The organism is Rhodocaloribacter litoris (assembly GCF_011682235.2).
Lineage (GTDB): Bacteria > Bacteroidota > Rhodothermia > Rhodothermales > ISCAR-4553 > Rhodocaloribacter > Rhodocaloribacter litoris.
In genome coordinates, this window is the sequence record NZ_CP076718.1 from 748,887 (window position 1) to 763,670 (window position 14,784).

At 65.6% G+C, this 14,784-nt stretch carries 19 protein-coding genes; 11 read left to right on the plus strand and 8 right to left on the minus strand.

Annotated features, from left to right (window positions below):
• The first annotated feature begins 10 nt into the window (after window positions 1-10).
• On the plus strand, window positions 11-934 hold the full coding sequence (locus GQ464_RS03060) for an Mrp/NBP35 family ATP-binding protein (RefSeq protein ID WP_166976396.1): 924 nt from the start codon (window positions 11-13) through the stop codon (window positions 932-934).
• Window positions 935-965: 31 nt separating this feature from the next.
• Window positions 966-1,472, plus strand: a complete 507-nt coding sequence (locus tag GQ464_RS03065) for a PCP reductase family protein (RefSeq protein ID WP_228350548.1) — start codon at window positions 966-968, stop codon at window positions 1,470-1,472.
• Between the two features lie 7 nt (window positions 1,473-1,479).
• Here GQ464_RS03065 and GQ464_RS03070 read toward each other — a convergent pair whose 3' ends face one another.
• Entirely contained in the window at window positions 1,480-2,085 is a 606-nt protein-coding gene (locus tag GQ464_RS03070) for a DUF4382 domain-containing protein (protein WP_166976393.1), read from the minus strand.
• 149 nt (window positions 2,086-2,234) lie between these two features.
• Between GQ464_RS03070 and GQ464_RS03075 the strand changes: the two genes are divergently transcribed.
• Window positions 2,235-2,639, plus strand: coding sequence for a hypothetical protein (locus tag GQ464_RS03075; protein WP_166976390.1), 405 nt, complete (start codon window positions 2,235-2,237; stop codon window positions 2,637-2,639).
• Window positions 2,640-2,642: 3 nt separating this feature from the next.
• Here GQ464_RS03075 and GQ464_RS03080 read toward each other — a convergent pair whose 3' ends face one another.
• Together GQ464_RS03080 and GQ464_RS03085 are read right to left on the minus strand one after the other, a co-directional pair.
• Window positions 2,643-3,134 (minus strand): hypothetical protein, encoded by a 492-nt coding sequence (locus GQ464_RS03080; RefSeq protein WP_166976387.1) that lies wholly within the window; start codon window positions 3,132-3,134, stop codon window positions 2,643-2,645.
• Between the two features lie 6 nt (window positions 3,135-3,140).
• Window positions 3,141-3,518 carry a hypothetical protein gene (locus GQ464_RS03085; RefSeq protein WP_166976384.1) on the minus strand — a complete coding sequence of 126 codons (378 nt, stop codon included), beginning with the start codon at window positions 3,516-3,518 and terminating at the stop codon, window positions 3,141-3,143.
• 332 nt (window positions 3,519-3,850) lie between these two features.
• Between GQ464_RS03085 and GQ464_RS03090 the strand changes: the two genes are divergently transcribed.
• The 7 genes from GQ464_RS03090 to GQ464_RS03120 all read left to right on the plus strand — a co-directional run bounded on the left by GQ464_RS03090 (window position 3,851) and on the right by GQ464_RS03120 (window position 8,998).
• Window positions 3,851-4,627 (plus strand): carboxypeptidase regulatory-like domain-containing protein, encoded by a 777-nt coding sequence (locus tag GQ464_RS03090; protein WP_166976381.1) that lies wholly within the window; start codon window positions 3,851-3,853, stop codon window positions 4,625-4,627.
• Between the two features lie 112 nt (window positions 4,628-4,739).
• On the plus strand, window positions 4,740-6,569 hold the full coding sequence (locus GQ464_RS03095) for a cytochrome c oxidase subunit I (protein WP_166976378.1): 1,830 nt from the start codon (window positions 4,740-4,742) through the stop codon (window positions 6,567-6,569).
• Between the two features lie 102 nt (window positions 6,570-6,671).
• The gene (locus GQ464_RS03100; protein ID WP_166976375.1) at window positions 6,672-7,289 is read left to right on the plus strand and encodes a cytochrome c oxidase subunit 3; all 618 of its coding nucleotides are present in this window, start codon (window positions 6,672-6,674) and stop codon (window positions 7,287-7,289) included.
• Window positions 7,290-7,297: 8 nt separating this feature from the next.
• The gene (locus GQ464_RS03105; RefSeq protein ID WP_166976372.1) at window positions 7,298-7,624 is read left to right on the plus strand and encodes a cytochrome C oxidase subunit IV family protein; all 327 of its coding nucleotides are present in this window, start codon (window positions 7,298-7,300) and stop codon (window positions 7,622-7,624) included.
• 2 nt (window positions 7,625-7,626) lie between these two features.
• Complete coding sequence (locus GQ464_RS03110; RefSeq protein ID WP_166976369.1) at window positions 7,627-7,833, plus strand: hypothetical protein; 207 nt, start codon at window positions 7,627-7,629, stop codon at window positions 7,831-7,833.
• Between the two features lie 28 nt (window positions 7,834-7,861).
• The gene (locus GQ464_RS03115) at window positions 7,862-8,206 is read left to right on the plus strand and encodes a DUF6576 domain-containing protein (RefSeq protein ID WP_166976366.1); all 345 of its coding nucleotides are present in this window, start codon (window positions 7,862-7,864) and stop codon (window positions 8,204-8,206) included.
• A gap of 24 nt (window positions 8,207-8,230) precedes the next feature.
• A complete protein-coding gene (locus GQ464_RS03120) occupies window positions 8,231-8,998 on the plus strand; it encodes a cytochrome c oxidase subunit II (protein WP_166976363.1) in 768 nt (255 codons plus the stop codon).
• 19 nt (window positions 8,999-9,017) lie between these two features.
• Here GQ464_RS03120 and GQ464_RS03125 read toward each other — a convergent pair whose 3' ends face one another.
• The gene (locus GQ464_RS03125) at window positions 9,018-9,497 is read right to left on the minus strand and encodes a DoxX family protein (protein WP_166976360.1); all 480 of its coding nucleotides are present in this window, start codon (window positions 9,495-9,497) and stop codon (window positions 9,018-9,020) included.
• 208 nt (window positions 9,498-9,705) lie between these two features.
• On the opposite strand from GQ464_RS03125, the gene GQ464_RS03130 reads away from it, so the two are divergent.
• Window positions 9,706-10,572 (plus strand): DoxX family protein, encoded by an 867-nt coding sequence (locus tag GQ464_RS03130; RefSeq protein WP_166976358.1) that lies wholly within the window; start codon window positions 9,706-9,708, stop codon window positions 10,570-10,572.
• A 6-nt stretch (window positions 10,573-10,578) separates the two neighbouring features.
• On the opposite strand, the gene GQ464_RS03135 is transcribed toward GQ464_RS03130, so the two are convergent.
• From GQ464_RS03135 to coxB, 4 genes are all read right to left on the minus strand, one after another.
• A complete protein-coding gene (locus tag GQ464_RS03135; RefSeq protein WP_166976355.1) occupies window positions 10,579-11,289 on the minus strand; it encodes a cytochrome C oxidase subunit IV family protein in 711 nt (236 codons plus the stop codon).
• 66 nt (window positions 11,290-11,355) lie between these two features.
• Entirely contained in the window at window positions 11,356-12,045 is a 690-nt protein-coding gene (locus GQ464_RS03140) for a cytochrome c oxidase subunit 3 family protein (RefSeq protein ID WP_166976352.1), read from the minus strand.
• A 15-nt stretch (window positions 12,046-12,060) separates the two neighbouring features.
• The gene (gene ctaD / locus GQ464_RS03145) at window positions 12,061-13,776 is read right to left on the minus strand and encodes a cytochrome c oxidase subunit I (protein WP_166976349.1); all 1,716 of its coding nucleotides are present in this window, start codon (window positions 13,774-13,776) and stop codon (window positions 12,061-12,063) included.
• Between the two features lie 59 nt (window positions 13,777-13,835).
• Window positions 13,836-14,774, minus strand: a complete 939-nt coding sequence (gene coxB / locus GQ464_RS03150; RefSeq protein WP_166976346.1) for a cytochrome c oxidase subunit II — start codon at window positions 14,772-14,774, stop codon at window positions 13,836-13,838.
• Window positions 14,775-14,784: the final 10 nt, after the last annotated feature.

Consider the following 14,784-nt stretch of genomic DNA (forward strand, 5'->3'; position numbering starts at 1 on the left):
ACGACCCGCGATGAAAACCTACCACGACATCGCCACGGACGGGGGATCGAACGTCGCCGCGCAGGTGGGTGAGCAGGCCGCGCGGCTGGCCCGGCGGCTGGCGGGCGTGCGGCACGTCGTCGCCGTGATGAGCGGCAAGGGCGGGGTGGGCAAAAGCGCCGTGACGGTCAACCTGGGGGCCGCGCTGGCGCTCGACGGCCTGACCGTGGGCCTGCTCGACGCCGACATCAACGGCCCCTCGCTGGCCCGCATGACGGGCGTGCTGGGGCAGCCGCTCCGGCTCGAGGACGGGGGCGTCCAGCCGGCCGAAGCGGCACCCGGCCTCAAGGTCATGTCCATCGACCTGCTCCTGGCCGACGAGCACGCCCCCGTCCTCTGGGAGGCTCCCACCCAGCGCGATGCCTTCACCTGGCGGGGCCTGATGGAGATGCACGCCGTGCGCGAGTTCCTCACCGACACCGCCTGGGGCCGGCTGGACGTGCTCCTGATCGACCTGCCCCCCGGCACGGACAAGCTCCCCAACCTGGTGGACCTGCTCCCCGCCCTCGACGGTACCCTCGTCGTCACCCTGCCCTCGGGCGTCTCCCAGCACGTCGTCGGCAAGTCCATCCGCATGGCCACCGCCGTGCTCGGCACCCCGGTGATCGGGCTCGTGGAGAACATGGCCTCGTATGCCTGCCCCCACTGCGGGCGCGAGGCCCCGCTCTTCCCCACCGGCGAAGCCGCGGCGCTGGCGGCACGGCACGGCATCCCCTACCTGGGCGGCCTCCCCTTCGACCCGCGTCTCTCGGCCGCCGCCGACCGCGGGACCGCCTTCATGGTCGAGTACGCCGATACCCCGGCAGGGCGAGCGTTCCGGCGGCTGGCGGAGCAGGTGCGCACGTTCCTCAACCCCGAGCACCCCTTTGCGCCTTCTCCGCGTTCTTCGCGGTAAGACCCTCAACCTTTATCAACGGAGACACACCATGAAATTCCTCTGTGTCGCGTGCGACGAGGCGATGACGCTGAAAGAGACGCGCGGCCCCGACGATGGCTCGATGACCGTCGTCTTCGCCTGCCCGGCCTGCGGGCACGCTGTCGCTATGCTGACGAACGCCATGGAGACGCAGGTGGTGCGGTCGCTGGGGGTGAAGATCGGCGGGCGAACCACACCGGCCGCTCCGATGGAGATGGTGCGCTCCTCCCTGACGACCCGCCGCGAAGGGGCTTTCGAGGACGACCGGCCGGCCTCGCCGGCAACCCCACCGGCGGCGGAAGCCGGCTCGAAGTGTCCCTTCACCGGCATGGTGAACGCGGCCTACGAGCGCACCGCCCTCCCCTGGACGGCGGAGGCCGAAGCCCGGCTCGAGCGCATTCCCGCCTACGTCCGCCCGATGGTCCGCAAGGGCATCGAGCAGCACGCTCGCGACCATGGCTATGCCCGGATCGACGCGGCCGTGATGGACGAGGTGAAGGGCCTCTTCGGCCTGTGACGCCGGCTCACCCGGCCTCGGGAACCCCGGTGCTCAGAGGCCGGACGACCGGCTTGAAGAGAAAACCGTGGATGCCGGCCGGCGTGTCCGGATTGCCCTGCACCACGAACGACTCGCTCACGTCGAAGTCGAGCGTCAGCGTCGAGAGGGAATCCGCCCCGATGACGAAGCCATCGAGGAGCACCTTGATGCCGGTCTGGGCACCGCTGGGCACCTGCAGGTCGAAGCGCCGGCCGTCCTTGAGCACCACGGCTGCCTCACGCACGATCAGGCGGAGCTGGGCATAGGTTCCCGCCTCCAGCGTCGTATCGGCCAGCAGGGCCGTGACACCGCCCCGCAGGTCGAGCAGGTTGAAGGTCCGGGTCGTTTCCGAAACCGTCCGGATCGCGCTCGAATCGCCGGCCGGCACGAGGTCGACACGCGTGATGGTGACGTTGGCCGAATCGACGAGATCGAACGGGAACGGGGCATCCGTCAGGTAGAGCTGCAGGGTCCCACGTGCCCCGGCGGTCGATTCCTCCAGGCTGTCACACCGCGTCAGGCCGCCGAACACCAGCGCCAGCACGGCTACGGTCCACAACAGGTTCTTATGCTGCACAAAGCGCCTGCGCATGGCTTCCCTCCTGATTTTTTGCGAGCAATAGTTGTATCATCGCGGTTCGTCCCCCTGATTTTAATCACGGAACGACGGTATTTTTGTAGAAACGCCCGCAGCGCCTGCCCGGAAGCCTCGCCGGCGGCGGCTCCTCCCCTCCCGGCACCATGTCCGCATCCAGAACCAAATACCGCCAGGCCGCCATCGCCTACCTGATCTACGGGCTCATCTACCTGAGCGGTGCCGTCTACCTGATGGAGACGGGGATGACCACGCGCTCCGGCGCGATATTCTATGGCCTCGGGGTGTTGTTCATCCTCGTCATCCCGCCGCTGATCTGGAAAGGGATCCGGTGGTTTACGCGCCTGATCGCCTTCCTGCTGGCCTTTCGTATCGCCGGGCTGATCCGCCTGATGCTCAACGACGAGGGGGAGGTGGTGCCCCTGCCGTGGGGTGGCGAGCTGCCGATGCTCTACGGGACGGCGGTGTTTGCGCTGGTGGCGACGGTCACCTGCACGATGCTCGTCCGGGCGGCGTGGGATCAGGAGAAGACGACCCGGGAGGCGGCCTGAGGCTCAACCGGCGTCCCACGGCAGGGGGAGCGACCTCCCGCCCGGTTGCGACAAGAGGGCTGCCAGCAGGGCCTGGATCCGCTCCGGGTTCGGCTCCAGCTCGTGCAGGAGGGCGCGGGCGTCGTGCAGGATGCGGCGCCAGGAGTCGTTGTCCGGGAAGCGGGCACGGCCGTGCTGCCGGTTTGCCAGCAGATCGAGCCGCAGCTCCAGGCAGCCGTGAAACCGTTCGAGCATGGCCCGTTCTTCAGGCGTGAAGGCCGCCTCGAAGGCCCGAAGGGCCGCCGCGCTCCGGTCGCCCTTGAGACCGTCCTCAAGGTACTGCGTGCCCGGCACGTAGACCTCGTCGAACCAGATGCGGCAGAGGGTCGCGGCCCAGTCCGGCTGGGCGACGTGCGTGCGGAAGGCATCCCGGCAGGCTTCCGACGTGAGGAAAGCCAGAAAGACGATCACCCGTTCGCGGATGCCGGCGGCGTGGCGCGTCACCTCGTCGTGCATGGCCGTTCAGAATTCGATCTCCGGCAGGTCCTTCCACTTCGGCGGTCCCTCCGGCTTGAAGTTGCGCGTGGCGACAAAGTGCCAGCCCCGGTGGAAGTTGAGCTTGAATTTACCGCCGCCGAAGCGTTCCTGCAGAAACGTCTCCGGGTCGCGGAGCAGGTCGAACAGTTCGGCGGCGTCGCGATCGCTACCGGCCGCATAGCGGGCCAGCCCCCTGAAGCGCACGGCGTTCTGCCAGGGCTCCTGGACCAGCACCGTCACGGTCGAATCGCTCAGGGCTTCGAGGAAGGCCTCCTGGAGTTCTTCCTCCGTCGGCGCCTGGTTGCCGATCCGTGCCAGCTCCCGGAGGATGTAGGGCTTGTATAACGACCAGACCCAGTCCATCGCCGTGCAGGCGTTTGAGGGGAGACGTTCCGGCCGCATTATTACCCCGCCGGGCGTTTTTCGTTCACCCGGTCCAGCGGTGTTTTTCGCAGGATATCCACAGCCCCAACTTCCCCAAATCTTGATATCCTATTCTTTGACATTTAAATTTTCTTTTGATAAAAGAGCATAGAGGTGCTGTGCAGGCACGCCGCATGGAGGGGGGGCCGGGATGTCCCCGGTGGTTGCGGTGGGGCCTTCTGTGACGTCCTGACGCCCCGGTTACGCGATCCATCGTGCCGACCTGGTTCGGCCTTTTCCATATCCACCAGTAACCATCAGGAGACGTGTCCATGAGACGAAACACTGCCCCCTTCCTCTCAGCCCTGATCCTTTCCCTCGTCCTTGCCGGATGTGGAGGTGGAGAACCGTCCGGCGGTGAGGCGGCCGAGACCCCTTCGGGTGCGGCGGCCGGCACCCCGGCGCCGACGGGCAACGCCGTTGTTTCGGGCAGCGTCACCTTCCAGGGCACGCCTCCGCAGCGGCAGCGGCTCCGCCTGGATGCCGACTGCCAGGCCCTGCACGACGGGCCGGTCCTGGCCGAGAACGTGATCGTCAACGAGAACGGCACGCTCCGCAACGTCTTCGTCTATGTGAAGGAAGGGCTGGAAGGGGGCCCGTTCACCCCGCCGGCCGAGCCGGTCGTCTTCGACCAGCAGGGGTGCGTCTACATCCCGCACGTCTTCGGCATCATGGCCGGTCAGACGCTCCGGATCCTCAACAGCGACCCCTTCCTGCACAACATCCATGCGCTCCCGGAGGTCAACCGGCCCTTTAACTTCGGCATGCCGAAACAGGGGGACGTGCGCGAGCAGAGCTTCCGTGTGCCCGAGGTCATGGTCCGGATCAAGTGCGACGTCCACCCGTGGATGAGCGCCTACGCCGGGGTGCTCGGTCATCCCTTCTACAGCGTCACCGGTGAGGATGGCACCTTCACCATCGCCAACCTGCCGGCCGGTTCCTACGTCATCGAGGCCTGGCACGAGGAATACGGCACCGCGACGCAGAACGTGACGGTGGCCGAAGGCGAGACGGCCACGGTCTCCTTCTCTTTCGGGGCGGGCACCTGAGCGGCCCCGCCCCACGGGCGGCGCGACGTGTTGCCGCCGGTAGCGCTTTCGCGCACCGGAAGCAATGTCCCGTGCGTCATGGTTTTCCCTTCCCCCCATCTCACGCAACGCTATGGCTAACGGCGCCAAGGATAAGAACACGCATGCCGCGCCCGAGCTGGACGAGGCGCAGGCCGCGCACCCCACCCACGACCCGGGCCATGGGCCCCCCCCCGAACCCGGCTTCTGGCGCAAGTACGTCTTCTCGACCGATCACAAGGTCATCGGCATCCAGTACGGCATCACGGCCCTGCTCTTCCTCTTGATCGGGTTCTGCCTGGTGATGCTGATGCGCTGGCAGCTGGCCTACCCGGGCGAGGCGTTGCCGCTCATCGGCAAGCTCTTCGGCGAGGCCAACATGCCCGACGGCGTGATGCAGCCGGAGTTCTACAACCAGCTCGGCGCCATGCACGGCACCATCATGGTGTTCCTGGGCATCGTGCCGCTGGCCGTCGGCGCCTTCGGCAACTACGTGGTGCCCCTGCAGATCGGCGCGCCGGACATGGCCTTCCCCAAGCTGAACATGGCCAGCTACTGGGTCTACTTCCTGGGCGGCGTGGTCATGCTGGCGAGCTTCTTCGTCCCTGCCGGGGCCGCCAAGGCGGGCTGGACCTCCTACCCCCCGCTGGCCGACATCGAGACGATGGGGCAGACGATGTGGCTCATCGGCATGCTCTTCCTCATCACGTCGTCGCTGCTCGGGGCGGTGAACTTCCTCACCACGATCATCCAGCTCCGCGCGCCGGGGATGACGTTCATGCGCATGCCCTTCTTCGTCTGGGCCCAGTTCGTGACCGCCTTCCTGTTGCTGCTGGCCTTCCCGCCGCTGGAAGCCGCCGCCATCTTCCAGCTGATGGACCGCCTGGCCGGCACCAGCTTCTTCCTGCCGAGCGGGCTGGTCGTCAGCGGGGAGGTGCTGGACGTGGCCGGCGGCGGCAGCCCCCTCCTGTGGCAACACCTGTTCTGGTTCCTGGCCCACCCCGAGGTGTACGTGCTGATCCTGCCCGCCATGGGCATCGTGGCCGAGATCATCGCCAACAACACGCGCAAGCCGCTCTGGGGCTACAAGGCGCTCGTCTACTCGGTGATCTTCCTGGGCTTCATGTCCTTCATCGTGTGGGCCCACCACATGTTCATCACGGGCATGGGCACCACCATCAGCGCCTTCTTCCAGGTCACGACGATGATCATCTCGATCCCCTCGGTCGTCATCCTCTCGGCGCTGTTCATTTCGCTCTGGGGCGGATCGATCCGCTTCACCACCCCGATGCTCTTCGCCCTGGGGTTCCTCCCCATGTTCGGCATCGGGGGGCTCACGGGCCTGCCGCTGGGCCTGGCCCCGACCGACATCCACCTGCACGACACCTACTACGTCATCGGCCACTTCCACTACGTCGTGGCCCCGGGTACCATCATCGCCCTCTTCGCCGGCATCTACTACTGGTTTCCCAAGATCACCGGGCGCAAGATGAACGACCGGCTCGGCAAGATCCACTTCTGGGGAACGATCCTGTTCATGAACGGCATCTTCTTCCCCATGTTCATCCAGGGCATGGCAGGTGTCTCCCGGCGGCTCTACGACGGCGGCCAGGTCTACCAGATCGCCGAGCCGGTGATCCACTACAACGAGTTCATGTCGATCTGCGCCTGGCTGCTGGCTCTGGCACAGATCCCGTTCATCATCAACTTTTTCATGAGCCTGAAGAAGGGGGAGAAGGTGGAGGCGAACGTGTGGAAAGCCACCACGCTCGAATGGTCCGCCGCCCCCTCGCCGCCCGTGGCGCACGGCAACTTCCCGAAGCTGCCCACGGTGCACCGGGGGCCGTACGAATACAGCGTCCCCGGCCACGACCGGGATTACCTGCCACAGGACGAAGCTCCCACCGTAGCGGTGGAGCGCTGAGCAGGGCGCAGCAGGCGCGGGAAAAACAACCCGCTCCGGACCGGACCCCGTGGCCGAGCACGCCACCGCCCCCCTCAACCCGCAACGCGAAACCCGAAACGGATGGACATCCCCTACACCGTAACCGCCCGGCCGGACACCGGGGTCTTCAATGCCAAGCTCGGTGTCTGGCTGTTTCTCGCCTCCGAGGTGATGCTCTTCGGCGGGCTCTTTGCCGGCTACGTCTTCCTGCGCATCGGCGCACCGGCCTGGCCCGGTGCGCTGCACGGCGAGACGTACGCCCATGCCTCGGAAGTGCTGAACGTCCCGCTGGCCACGCTCAACACGTTCGTGCTGATCGCCTCCTCGGTGACGATGGTGATGGCCTGGGCCTCGCTCATGATGAAGAACTTCGCCCGGTACCGGCTCTACATGGGCGGCACCATCGCCCTGGCCTTTGTCTTCCTGATCGTCAAGGTGTTCGAATACGGAAGCAAGTTCGAGCATGGCCTCTTCCCCTCGGAGAGTAACTTCCTGGCCATCTACTTCACCCTCACGGGCCTGCACGCCCTCCACGTCATCGGAGGTATCATCGTCAACACCTACTTCTGGGGACCGGGGGCAAAGATGTGGCGGACCGACCCGAAACGCTTCACGAACCGCATCGAAGTAGCCGGGCTCTACTGGCACTTCGTGGACCTGGTCTGGATCTTTCTCTTCCCTACGATCTATCTCCTGTAGAACACACCATGGACGAACACACGACCGCCTCGGCCGAAGACATCCGGAAACACGTCCGGGTGTACCTGATCGTTTTCGCCGCGCTGGCTACACTGACCGTCGTGACGGTGGCCGTCAGCTACGTGCACCTGCCGATCCTGCCGGCCCTGGTGGTGGGCCTGCTCATCGCGACGATCAAGGGCGGCCTGGTGGCGGCCTACTTCATGCACCTGGTCTCGGAGAAGAAGGTGATCTTCGGCGTGCTGATCATCACGGCGGTCTTCCTCGTCGGGATGTTCATCCTCACCCTCTCCTCCTTCCACGACCAGGAGGGCATCATGACGTTCACACCCTGACCGTGTCGCTCAAAGCGTTCCACATATTCTTCATCGCCGTCTCGACGCTGCTGGCCTTCGGCTTTGCCGCCTGGAGCCTGTACGCTTTCGTACAGGCCGGGGGCGTGGGCTCCCTCCTGATGGGCCTGGCCGCCCTGCTGCTCGGGCTCGTGCTGGTGGTCTATGGCCGGCGGTTCCGGCAGAAATTTCGGGACGTGGGATCCCTGTGAAGCAAGCATCCGTGCGGAGGTCATCGTCATGAACCTGCTCTTGCTGCACGCGCACGCCGCCGCGACCGCCTGCGAGCGGTGCTTCGGAGCGGCGGCGGATTCGCCGGTCGTCGTCGCCATCGGCCTGTCGATGCTGGCGCTGCTGGTGCTGGTCATCATCGTCTGGGGGGGCATCATCGGCTTCTTCAGCCACGTGGAGAAGCGGTCCAGGATGCTGGCCTCGGGCGAACTCGTCGTCACCGAGGACGGCCGCGTGGTGCCGGCCGCCGCCCGCGCCAACCTCGACGACCTGCTCGACAAGATCAACCACGACGGCTATGAGAGCCTCTCCCCGGCGGAGAAGGCCCGCCTGCACGAACTGGCGACCCCCTGAACCACCCCAAGCTCCCGGACCGTTATGCTCGACATCAGCCACCTGCTCGGTCTCCCTCCGGACGTCTCCACCCACGGCCACGAGCTGGACTACATGACCGGGCTCGTGCACTGGCTCATGCTTCTGCTGTTCGTCGGGTGGGGCGCCTTCTTCCTCTACACCCTCTTCCGCTTCCGGCAATCGAAGAACCCGAAGGCCAGCTACGAGGGGGCCCGGGGTCACTTCTCGACGTATGCCGAGGGCGGCGTCGTGCTGGCCGAAGTGGTGCTGCTCTTCATCTTTGCCATCCCCACCTGGGCCTTCCTGAAGAACGAGTTTCCGCCCGCCGGGGAAGCCCTGGTCGTGCACGCCGTCGGCGAGCAGTTCGCCTGGAACTTTCACTATCCCGGCGCCGACGGCCAGTTCGGCCGGCGGGACGTGAACCTGGTGGATGCCGCACTCAACCCGCTCGGTATCGACTTTGCGGGCGATCCCCATGCCGCCGACGACATCGTCACCGTCAACGAGCTGCATGTGCCCGTCGGCCGGCCGGTGATCGTCCACGTCACCTCGAAGGACGTGATCCACAGTTTCTCCCTGCCCAACCTCCGGGTGAAGCAGGATGCCATCCCGGGCCTGGACATCCCCGTCTGGTTCGAGGCCACGCAGACGGGCCGCTTCGACATCGGCTGCGCCCAGCTCTGCGGCCTCGGCCACTACCGCATGCACGGCTGGCTGACCATCCACACGCCGGAGGCATACGAGCAGTGGATGGCCGAGCGCATCGCCGAGATCGAGGAATACGGCCGCTGAACGGGTCTTCCGTCCGGCCCTACCCCACCGCCGGCGCCGGGGAGCCCCCCTTCTCCACCGGCGGCCCCGGCTCGATGTTGCGTCCCCAGAAATAGTAATCGAGAGAGAAGCGTCCCGGCCCGAAAACCAGCAGCACGCAGAGCAGGAAAAGCACGAGCGTCGCCAGTTCGAGCGACTGCGTCGGCGAGAGCAAGCCCTCACGCAGGTGCACCAGCGCCACGGCGCCGACCAGGATGGGCAACTGGATCAGCGCGGCGATGCGGGTGAAGAGCCCCGCCGCCAGCAACGCTCCCCCGAAGATGTGGGCCCAGGTGACGTAATGCACGAACCAGCCGAGCCCCGGCTCCTCCACCAGCACCGACAGGCGGATCGGGTCGAGGAGGAAGAGCACGCCCCGCACCAGCAGGGCCACCCCCAGAAAGATACGCACCAGGTCGGTGGCAATGGTGTTGTGCCGCCACTGCCAGCGCAACAGCTTTCGATAACGGTCGACGATCATGGTTCGCTTCGTTTGGTGCCGAAAAGACCGGTCGGGCCGGGCCTGCCCTGCCCGGCTAACCCAACGATATCCAATCGCCTCCGCCTTGTCAACAGGAGGCCGGCGCGCCGGCGGATCCCGCGACGCGGGGACAAGACTTTTTATCCGCCAGATCGTACATTAACCAAACCTTCACACGACGGCCGGTGCCACCAAACCAGCGAGCGTCATGAAAACCATCCTGAACCTCTTCGAGTGGCGGGAAACCCACGAAAACTACGGCCTGGACTTCATCCGCATTTTTCTGGGCATCGCGCTCTTCGTCCGCGGCTACCTGTTCATGACCAACCAGACGCTCCTGCAGGACTTCATCGAGGAGAGCGGGCTGTTGCTCGGAGGCACCATCATCCATTACATCACGCTGGCCCATCTCTACGGGGGCTTCATCATGGCCCTGGGCCTGATGACCCGCATCGCGGCGCTGGTTCAGATCCCCGTGCTCATCGGCGCCGTCTACGTTCACCTGACGGAGGGGCTGCTGGCCCAGGGGCAGTCGCTCGAGCTCTCGGTTCTCGTGCTCTTCCTCCTGCTGATCATCTTCGTCTACGGTCCCGGCCGCCTCTCCCTCGACTACTATTTCTTCAAGTGGCAGCCGGCCGCCCTGCCGGAACTCGATGAACGGGCGCGCGAGGAGGCCCGTACGGCCCGGACCCGGCTGATCGAAGCGGCACGGGCACGGGCCGAGCAGGAGCATGCGGTCCCCCACCCGATGCCGGACACCGGCGTGGCCGTGCTGGAGCAGCCCCGCACACGCACCGCGACGGCCCCCACCCGGATCGACCCGGAAATCCTCGAAGCCCTCGAGGCGGCCGAACGGCTCAAGATGGCCATCAAATACGGCGGCATCTTCCTCTTCGCCTTCATCCTGCTCGCCTCCATGATCCTGATGGACGCCGTGCCCATCTTCGAGCGCGGACTGGCGTTCGAGGAATTCGCCGTGGTCGCCGGCACGGTGCTCTTTATCTTCGGGCTGTTCTTCTTCTTCTACCGGAGTGCCTTCTCCGACCGGCGGGCGGGCCGGGGCGGCAACCGCTGAACGCGGTCAGTTGCCCGTCCGCGCGGCGAGGTAGGCGACGAGGGCGTCCAACTCTTCCGGCGTCACGTTGTCGTAGAAGCCGTTGGCGTTGAGCGTGGCCCCCATGACCCCGGCGGCATACCCTTCGGCCACGACGGCATCCGGCTCCATGATGGACTGGCGGATCTCTTCCTCGCTCAGGCGGCTCCCCACGTCGTAGAGACTTGGCCCCACCATCGCCGCCGGGCTGTCGATGGCGTGGCAGGAGGTGCACATGTACTGGTTCAGCAGGGCGACGGCATCGACGGTATCGGCCCGGGCCGTCTCGTCCTCACCGGTCATCGTCCCCGTCGCCGCACCGCCGCCGCCGGCCGCCGCCAGGAGCCGTTCGGCCTGCCGTTGCTGATCGGCGATCGTCTGCGGGTCCACGTTGCTCAGGTCGCCCCGGTAGGCCGTGTCGAACAGGGTGAAGGTCAGGAAGATGACCACGAAGATGATGCCGAGCAGCATCACCACCAGGTTGACCCGGTTGTCGTACTTGAGCGCCATGAAGTAGGCCACCACGAGGGCGGCCTTCGTCCCCGCGATGGCCAGGGCCACCGGCACGTTCAGCGCGCCCAGATCCAAGCGAGCCGTGAGGACGGTGATGACGGTCAGGAAGATCAGCGCCCCGAAGACGGCCAGGAGCACCTTCTTTGGGACGATGTGATGATGACCGTGGTGGACGACGTCGGACATGGTCGGTGAAAGACGGGTTAGCAGGGTGAAGGACAGGAAACCAACCGGCCCCGGCCGGGCGGGCGGCTAGATCAGGTAGAGCAACGGGAAAAGGAAGATCCAGATGATGTCGACCAGGTGCCAGTAGAGTCCCGAGAGCTCGACCGGCGTGTAGTACTCGCTCGAGAAGTGCCCCTTCAGCGCGCGCAGGGTGATCCACACGAAAATACCCATGCCCACCAGGACGTGGAAGCCGTGGATGCCCGTCATCACGAAGTAGATGCTGAAGAATTGCGGGGCATAGGGGATGTTGTACTGCTCGTAGCCCTCGTGCGGGTGGAAGTGTTCGCCCGGGAAAATGCCGTGGGCAAACTTGCCGGTGTATTCGAAGTACTTCACAACCATGAACGTCGCCGCAAAGAGGAGCGTCAGGATCAGGTTGACGACGAGTCCCTTGCGGTCGCCGTTCTGGATGTAGTGGATGCCCAGGGCCACGGTGAAGGAGGAGGCCAGCAGCACGAGCGTGTTCAGGCCGCCGAGCCGCCAGTCGAGCAGTTCGGCCGAGCGAACGAAGACCTCGGGGTGCCAGACGCGGTAGACCGTGTAGGCGACGAACATCCCGCTGAAGAGCAGGATCTCCGTGATCAGGAAGAGCCACATACCCATCTTCGCCGCGTCAAACTGCTGTTCGGACGAGACGAAGTGGTGCTGCAGGTGCGGCGGGTGATGCGCTTCCCGGTGCGTGTCCGCGTGGGCCGTTGCCGTCGTCGATGCCATGGTCTCTCTTGCAGGTTACGAAGACTGGTGGGTGGTGTCGCGCACCTCGGGTACGGGGGCGGCTCCGTCGCCGTCGCCGGCACCGTTGCCGAAGAGCTCGCGGGCCAGGTGGTAATCGTACGGCCCCCGGGTAACGATGGGCGTGCGGACGAAGTTGTGCGGGTCCGGCGGCGAGGTGGCGTTCGTCCATTCGAGTGTGGCCGCGCCCCAGGGGTTGGCCGGCGCCTTCTCGCCCCGGAAGAGCGACGCGATCAGGTAGGCGGCCACCAGGAACAGGCCCGCCGCCAGGATCCACGACCCGTAGGTCGAGAGCGCATGCAGCGACGCGAACTCGGGCAGGTAGTCATAGTAGCGGCGCGGCATCCCCTGGCTCCCCAGGATGAACTGGGTGAAGAAGGTCAGGTTGAACCCGACGAAGATCAGCCCGACGCCGATCCGGCCCAGCGTCTCGTTGTACATCTTGCCTGTCATCTTGGGCCACCAGTAGTGCAGCCCGCCCAGCGCGGCGATGACGGTGCCGCCCATCATCACATAATGGAAGTGGGCCACGACGAAGTAGGTGTCGTGCAGGTGCACGTCCACGGCCAGCACGCCCAGCATGATGCCCGTGAAGCCGCCGATGGAGAACAGGAACAGAAAAGCCAGCGCGTAGAGCATCGGCGTGCGGAGCCAGACCGACCCCTTGTACATTGTCCCCACCCAGTTGATCACCTTGATGCCTGTGGGGATGCCGATCAGGTAGGTCAGCAGCGAGAAGATGATCGACGAGACGGCCGACTGCCCGGAGACGAACATGTGGTGGCCCCAGACCAGGAAGCCCAGGAACGCGATGGCCACCGACGAGAGCGCCACGAACTTGTACCCCATCACGGGCCGGCGCGAGAAGGTCGCCATCAACTCCGAGATCACGCCGAAGGCGGGCAGGATCATGATGTAGACGGCCGGGTGCGAATAGAACCAGAAGAAGTGCTGGAACAGCACCGGGTCCCCGCCCAGGGCCGGGTCGAAGATGCCGATGCCCATGAGCCGCTCCAGGAACAGCAGCAGCATCGTGATCCCGATCACCGGCGTGGCCAGCACCTGCACGATGCTCGTGGCATAGATCGACCAGACGAAGAGCGGCAGGCGGTTCCACGTCAGCCCCGGCGCCCGCATCTTGTGCACCGTCACGATGAAGTTGAGCCCCGTCAGGATGGACGAGAAGCCCGCCACGAAGACGCCGAAGGTCAGCAGCAGCACCGAGTCGCCGACGCTTTTCGAGTAGGGCGTGTAGAAGGTCCAGCCTGTGTCCACGTTGCCCACGAGCATGGCCGCCAGGGCGATGGCGATGCCAAGCACGTAGATGTAGTAGCTGGCCAGGTTCAGCCGGGGGAAGGCCACGTCCTTGGCCCCCAGATGCATCGGCAGCGCGAAGTTGCCCATCACCGCCGGAATCGACGGGATGATGAAGGCGAAGACCATGATGATGCCGTGGAGCGAGAAGATCTGGTTGTAGGTCTGCGCATCCATGATCGTCTGCCCCGGCGCGATCAGCTCGGCCCGCACGAGCAGCGCCAGGATGCCGCCGGCCAGGAAGGCCAGCGACACCGTCACCAGGTACATCAGGCCGATGCGCTTGTGGTCGAGCGTCAGCAGCCACGACTTGAGGCTCTTCGCGTGGTTCAGGTAGTTGTGTCCGGCGCCGTGGTGCACCGAACCCGTCGCCGTGGCCGGTGTCGCGATGTTGCTCATGATCCGATTGTGCTGTGTTCAAGCCGCATGTCTATCCCCCACGGGACGCAGCGCATCCCTCAGTTCCCCAGGCTCTTGATGTAGGCCACGAGGGCGTCGATGTCTTCGGCGGGCAGGCTCGCGTAGCTGGCGGGCATGACCGGGTTGAAGCCCTGCGCCACCTTTGCCGCCGGGTTGACGATGGACTCGCGGATGTAGTCCTCGTCGGCCAGCACCGTACCGCCGCCTTCAAGGGGCCGCTCCCGGCCGAAGAGTCCCTGGAACGTCGGCCCTACCCCGGCCGAGCCGTCGACGCTGTGGCAGGCGTTGCACGTCTGCTGCGTGTAGAGCAGCTCGCCCCGCTCGACCGGCGACAGGTCGCCCACCTGCGATTCCTGAAGCCACTTCTGGAAGTCGGCTTCCGAGTGGGCCACCACCTTCCCGATCATTCCGGAGTGGGCCGTGCCGCAATACTCGGTGCAAAACAGGTCGAACTCGCCCTGCTTCGTCGCCTGAAACCAGACCGACGTGTACCGGTTCGGCAGCACGTCCATCTTGACGCGGAAGGCGGGGACGAAGAAGCTGTGCAGCACGTCCTGGCTGTTCATGACCAGGCGCACCGGGCGATCCACCGGCACGTGCAGCTCCCCGAAGGAGCGGCTGCCGTTGGGGTACTCGAATTCCCAGGACCATTGCCGGGCCCGCACCTGAATCTGGTAGGCATCCGGCGGGGCGGTGTACAGCTTCACGTACGTCTTGAAGCCCCAGGTGAAGACCACCAGCACGAGGATCGTGGGCAGGACGACCGAGGCCATCTCCACGACCTTGTTGTCCTTGACGGGCTTCGGCAGCTCGTCGGGCCGGCGGCGACGATAGACGAACGTGAAGTAGGCCATCGCCCCGACGACGCCGACGAAGATCAGCAGGCTGGCGTAGTAGACGAAGTAGAACAGGCCGTCCAGCTCCGGAGCGAGCGTTGAGGCGGGTTCCGGCAGCCACAGCGTTCCGTTCTCACCCATGGTATCGTTC

Excerpts from the sequence above, each read along its gene's own strand:
- GQ464_RS03060 (WP_166976396.1), top strand. The coding sequence starts at position 11 with ATGAAAACCTACCACGACATCGCCACGGACGGGGGATCGAACGTCGCC.
- GQ464_RS03065 (WP_228350548.1), top strand. The coding sequence starts at position 966 with ATGAAATTCCTCTGTGTCGCGTGCGACGAGGCGATGACGCTGAAAGAG.
- GQ464_RS03070 (WP_166976393.1), bottom strand. The coding sequence starts at position 2,085 with ATGCGCAGGCGCTTTGTGCAGCATAAGAACCTGTTGTGGACCGTAGCC.
- GQ464_RS03075 (WP_166976390.1), top strand. The coding sequence starts at position 2,235 with ATGTCCGCATCCAGAACCAAATACCGCCAGGCCGCCATCGCCTACCTG.
- GQ464_RS03080 (WP_166976387.1), bottom strand. The coding sequence starts at position 3,134 with ATGCACGACGAGGTGACGCGCCACGCCGCCGGCATCCGCGAACGGGTG.
- GQ464_RS03085 (WP_166976384.1), bottom strand. The coding sequence starts at position 3,518 with ATGGACTGGGTCTGGTCGTTATACAAGCCCTACATCCTCCGGGAGCTG.
- GQ464_RS03090 (WP_166976381.1), top strand. The coding sequence starts at position 3,851 with ATGAGACGAAACACTGCCCCCTTCCTCTCAGCCCTGATCCTTTCCCTC.
- GQ464_RS03095 (WP_166976378.1), top strand. The coding sequence starts at position 4,740 with ATGGCTAACGGCGCCAAGGATAAGAACACGCATGCCGCGCCCGAGCTG.
- GQ464_RS03100 (WP_166976375.1), top strand. The coding sequence starts at position 6,672 with ATGGACATCCCCTACACCGTAACCGCCCGGCCGGACACCGGGGTCTTC.
- GQ464_RS03105 (WP_166976372.1), top strand. The coding sequence starts at position 7,298 with ATGGACGAACACACGACCGCCTCGGCCGAAGACATCCGGAAACACGTC.
- GQ464_RS03115 (WP_166976366.1), top strand. The coding sequence starts at position 7,862 with ATGAACCTGCTCTTGCTGCACGCGCACGCCGCCGCGACCGCCTGCGAG.
- GQ464_RS03120 (WP_166976363.1), top strand. The coding sequence starts at position 8,231 with ATGCTCGACATCAGCCACCTGCTCGGTCTCCCTCCGGACGTCTCCACC.
- GQ464_RS03125 (WP_166976360.1), bottom strand. The coding sequence starts at position 9,497 with ATGATCGTCGACCGTTATCGAAAGCTGTTGCGCTGGCAGTGGCGGCAC.
- GQ464_RS03130 (WP_166976358.1), top strand. The coding sequence starts at position 9,706 with ATGAAAACCATCCTGAACCTCTTCGAGTGGCGGGAAACCCACGAAAAC.
- GQ464_RS03135 (WP_166976355.1), bottom strand. The coding sequence starts at position 11,289 with ATGTCCGACGTCGTCCACCACGGTCATCATCACATCGTCCCAAAGAAG.
- GQ464_RS03140 (WP_166976352.1), bottom strand. The coding sequence starts at position 12,045 with ATGGCATCGACGACGGCAACGGCCCACGCGGACACGCACCGGGAAGCG.
- ctaD (WP_166976349.1), bottom strand. The coding sequence starts at position 13,776 with ATGAGCAACATCGCGACACCGGCCACGGCGACGGGTTCGGTGCACCAC.
- coxB (WP_166976346.1), bottom strand. The coding sequence starts at position 14,774 with ATGGGTGAGAACGGAACGCTGTGGCTGCCGGAACCCGCCTCAACGCTC.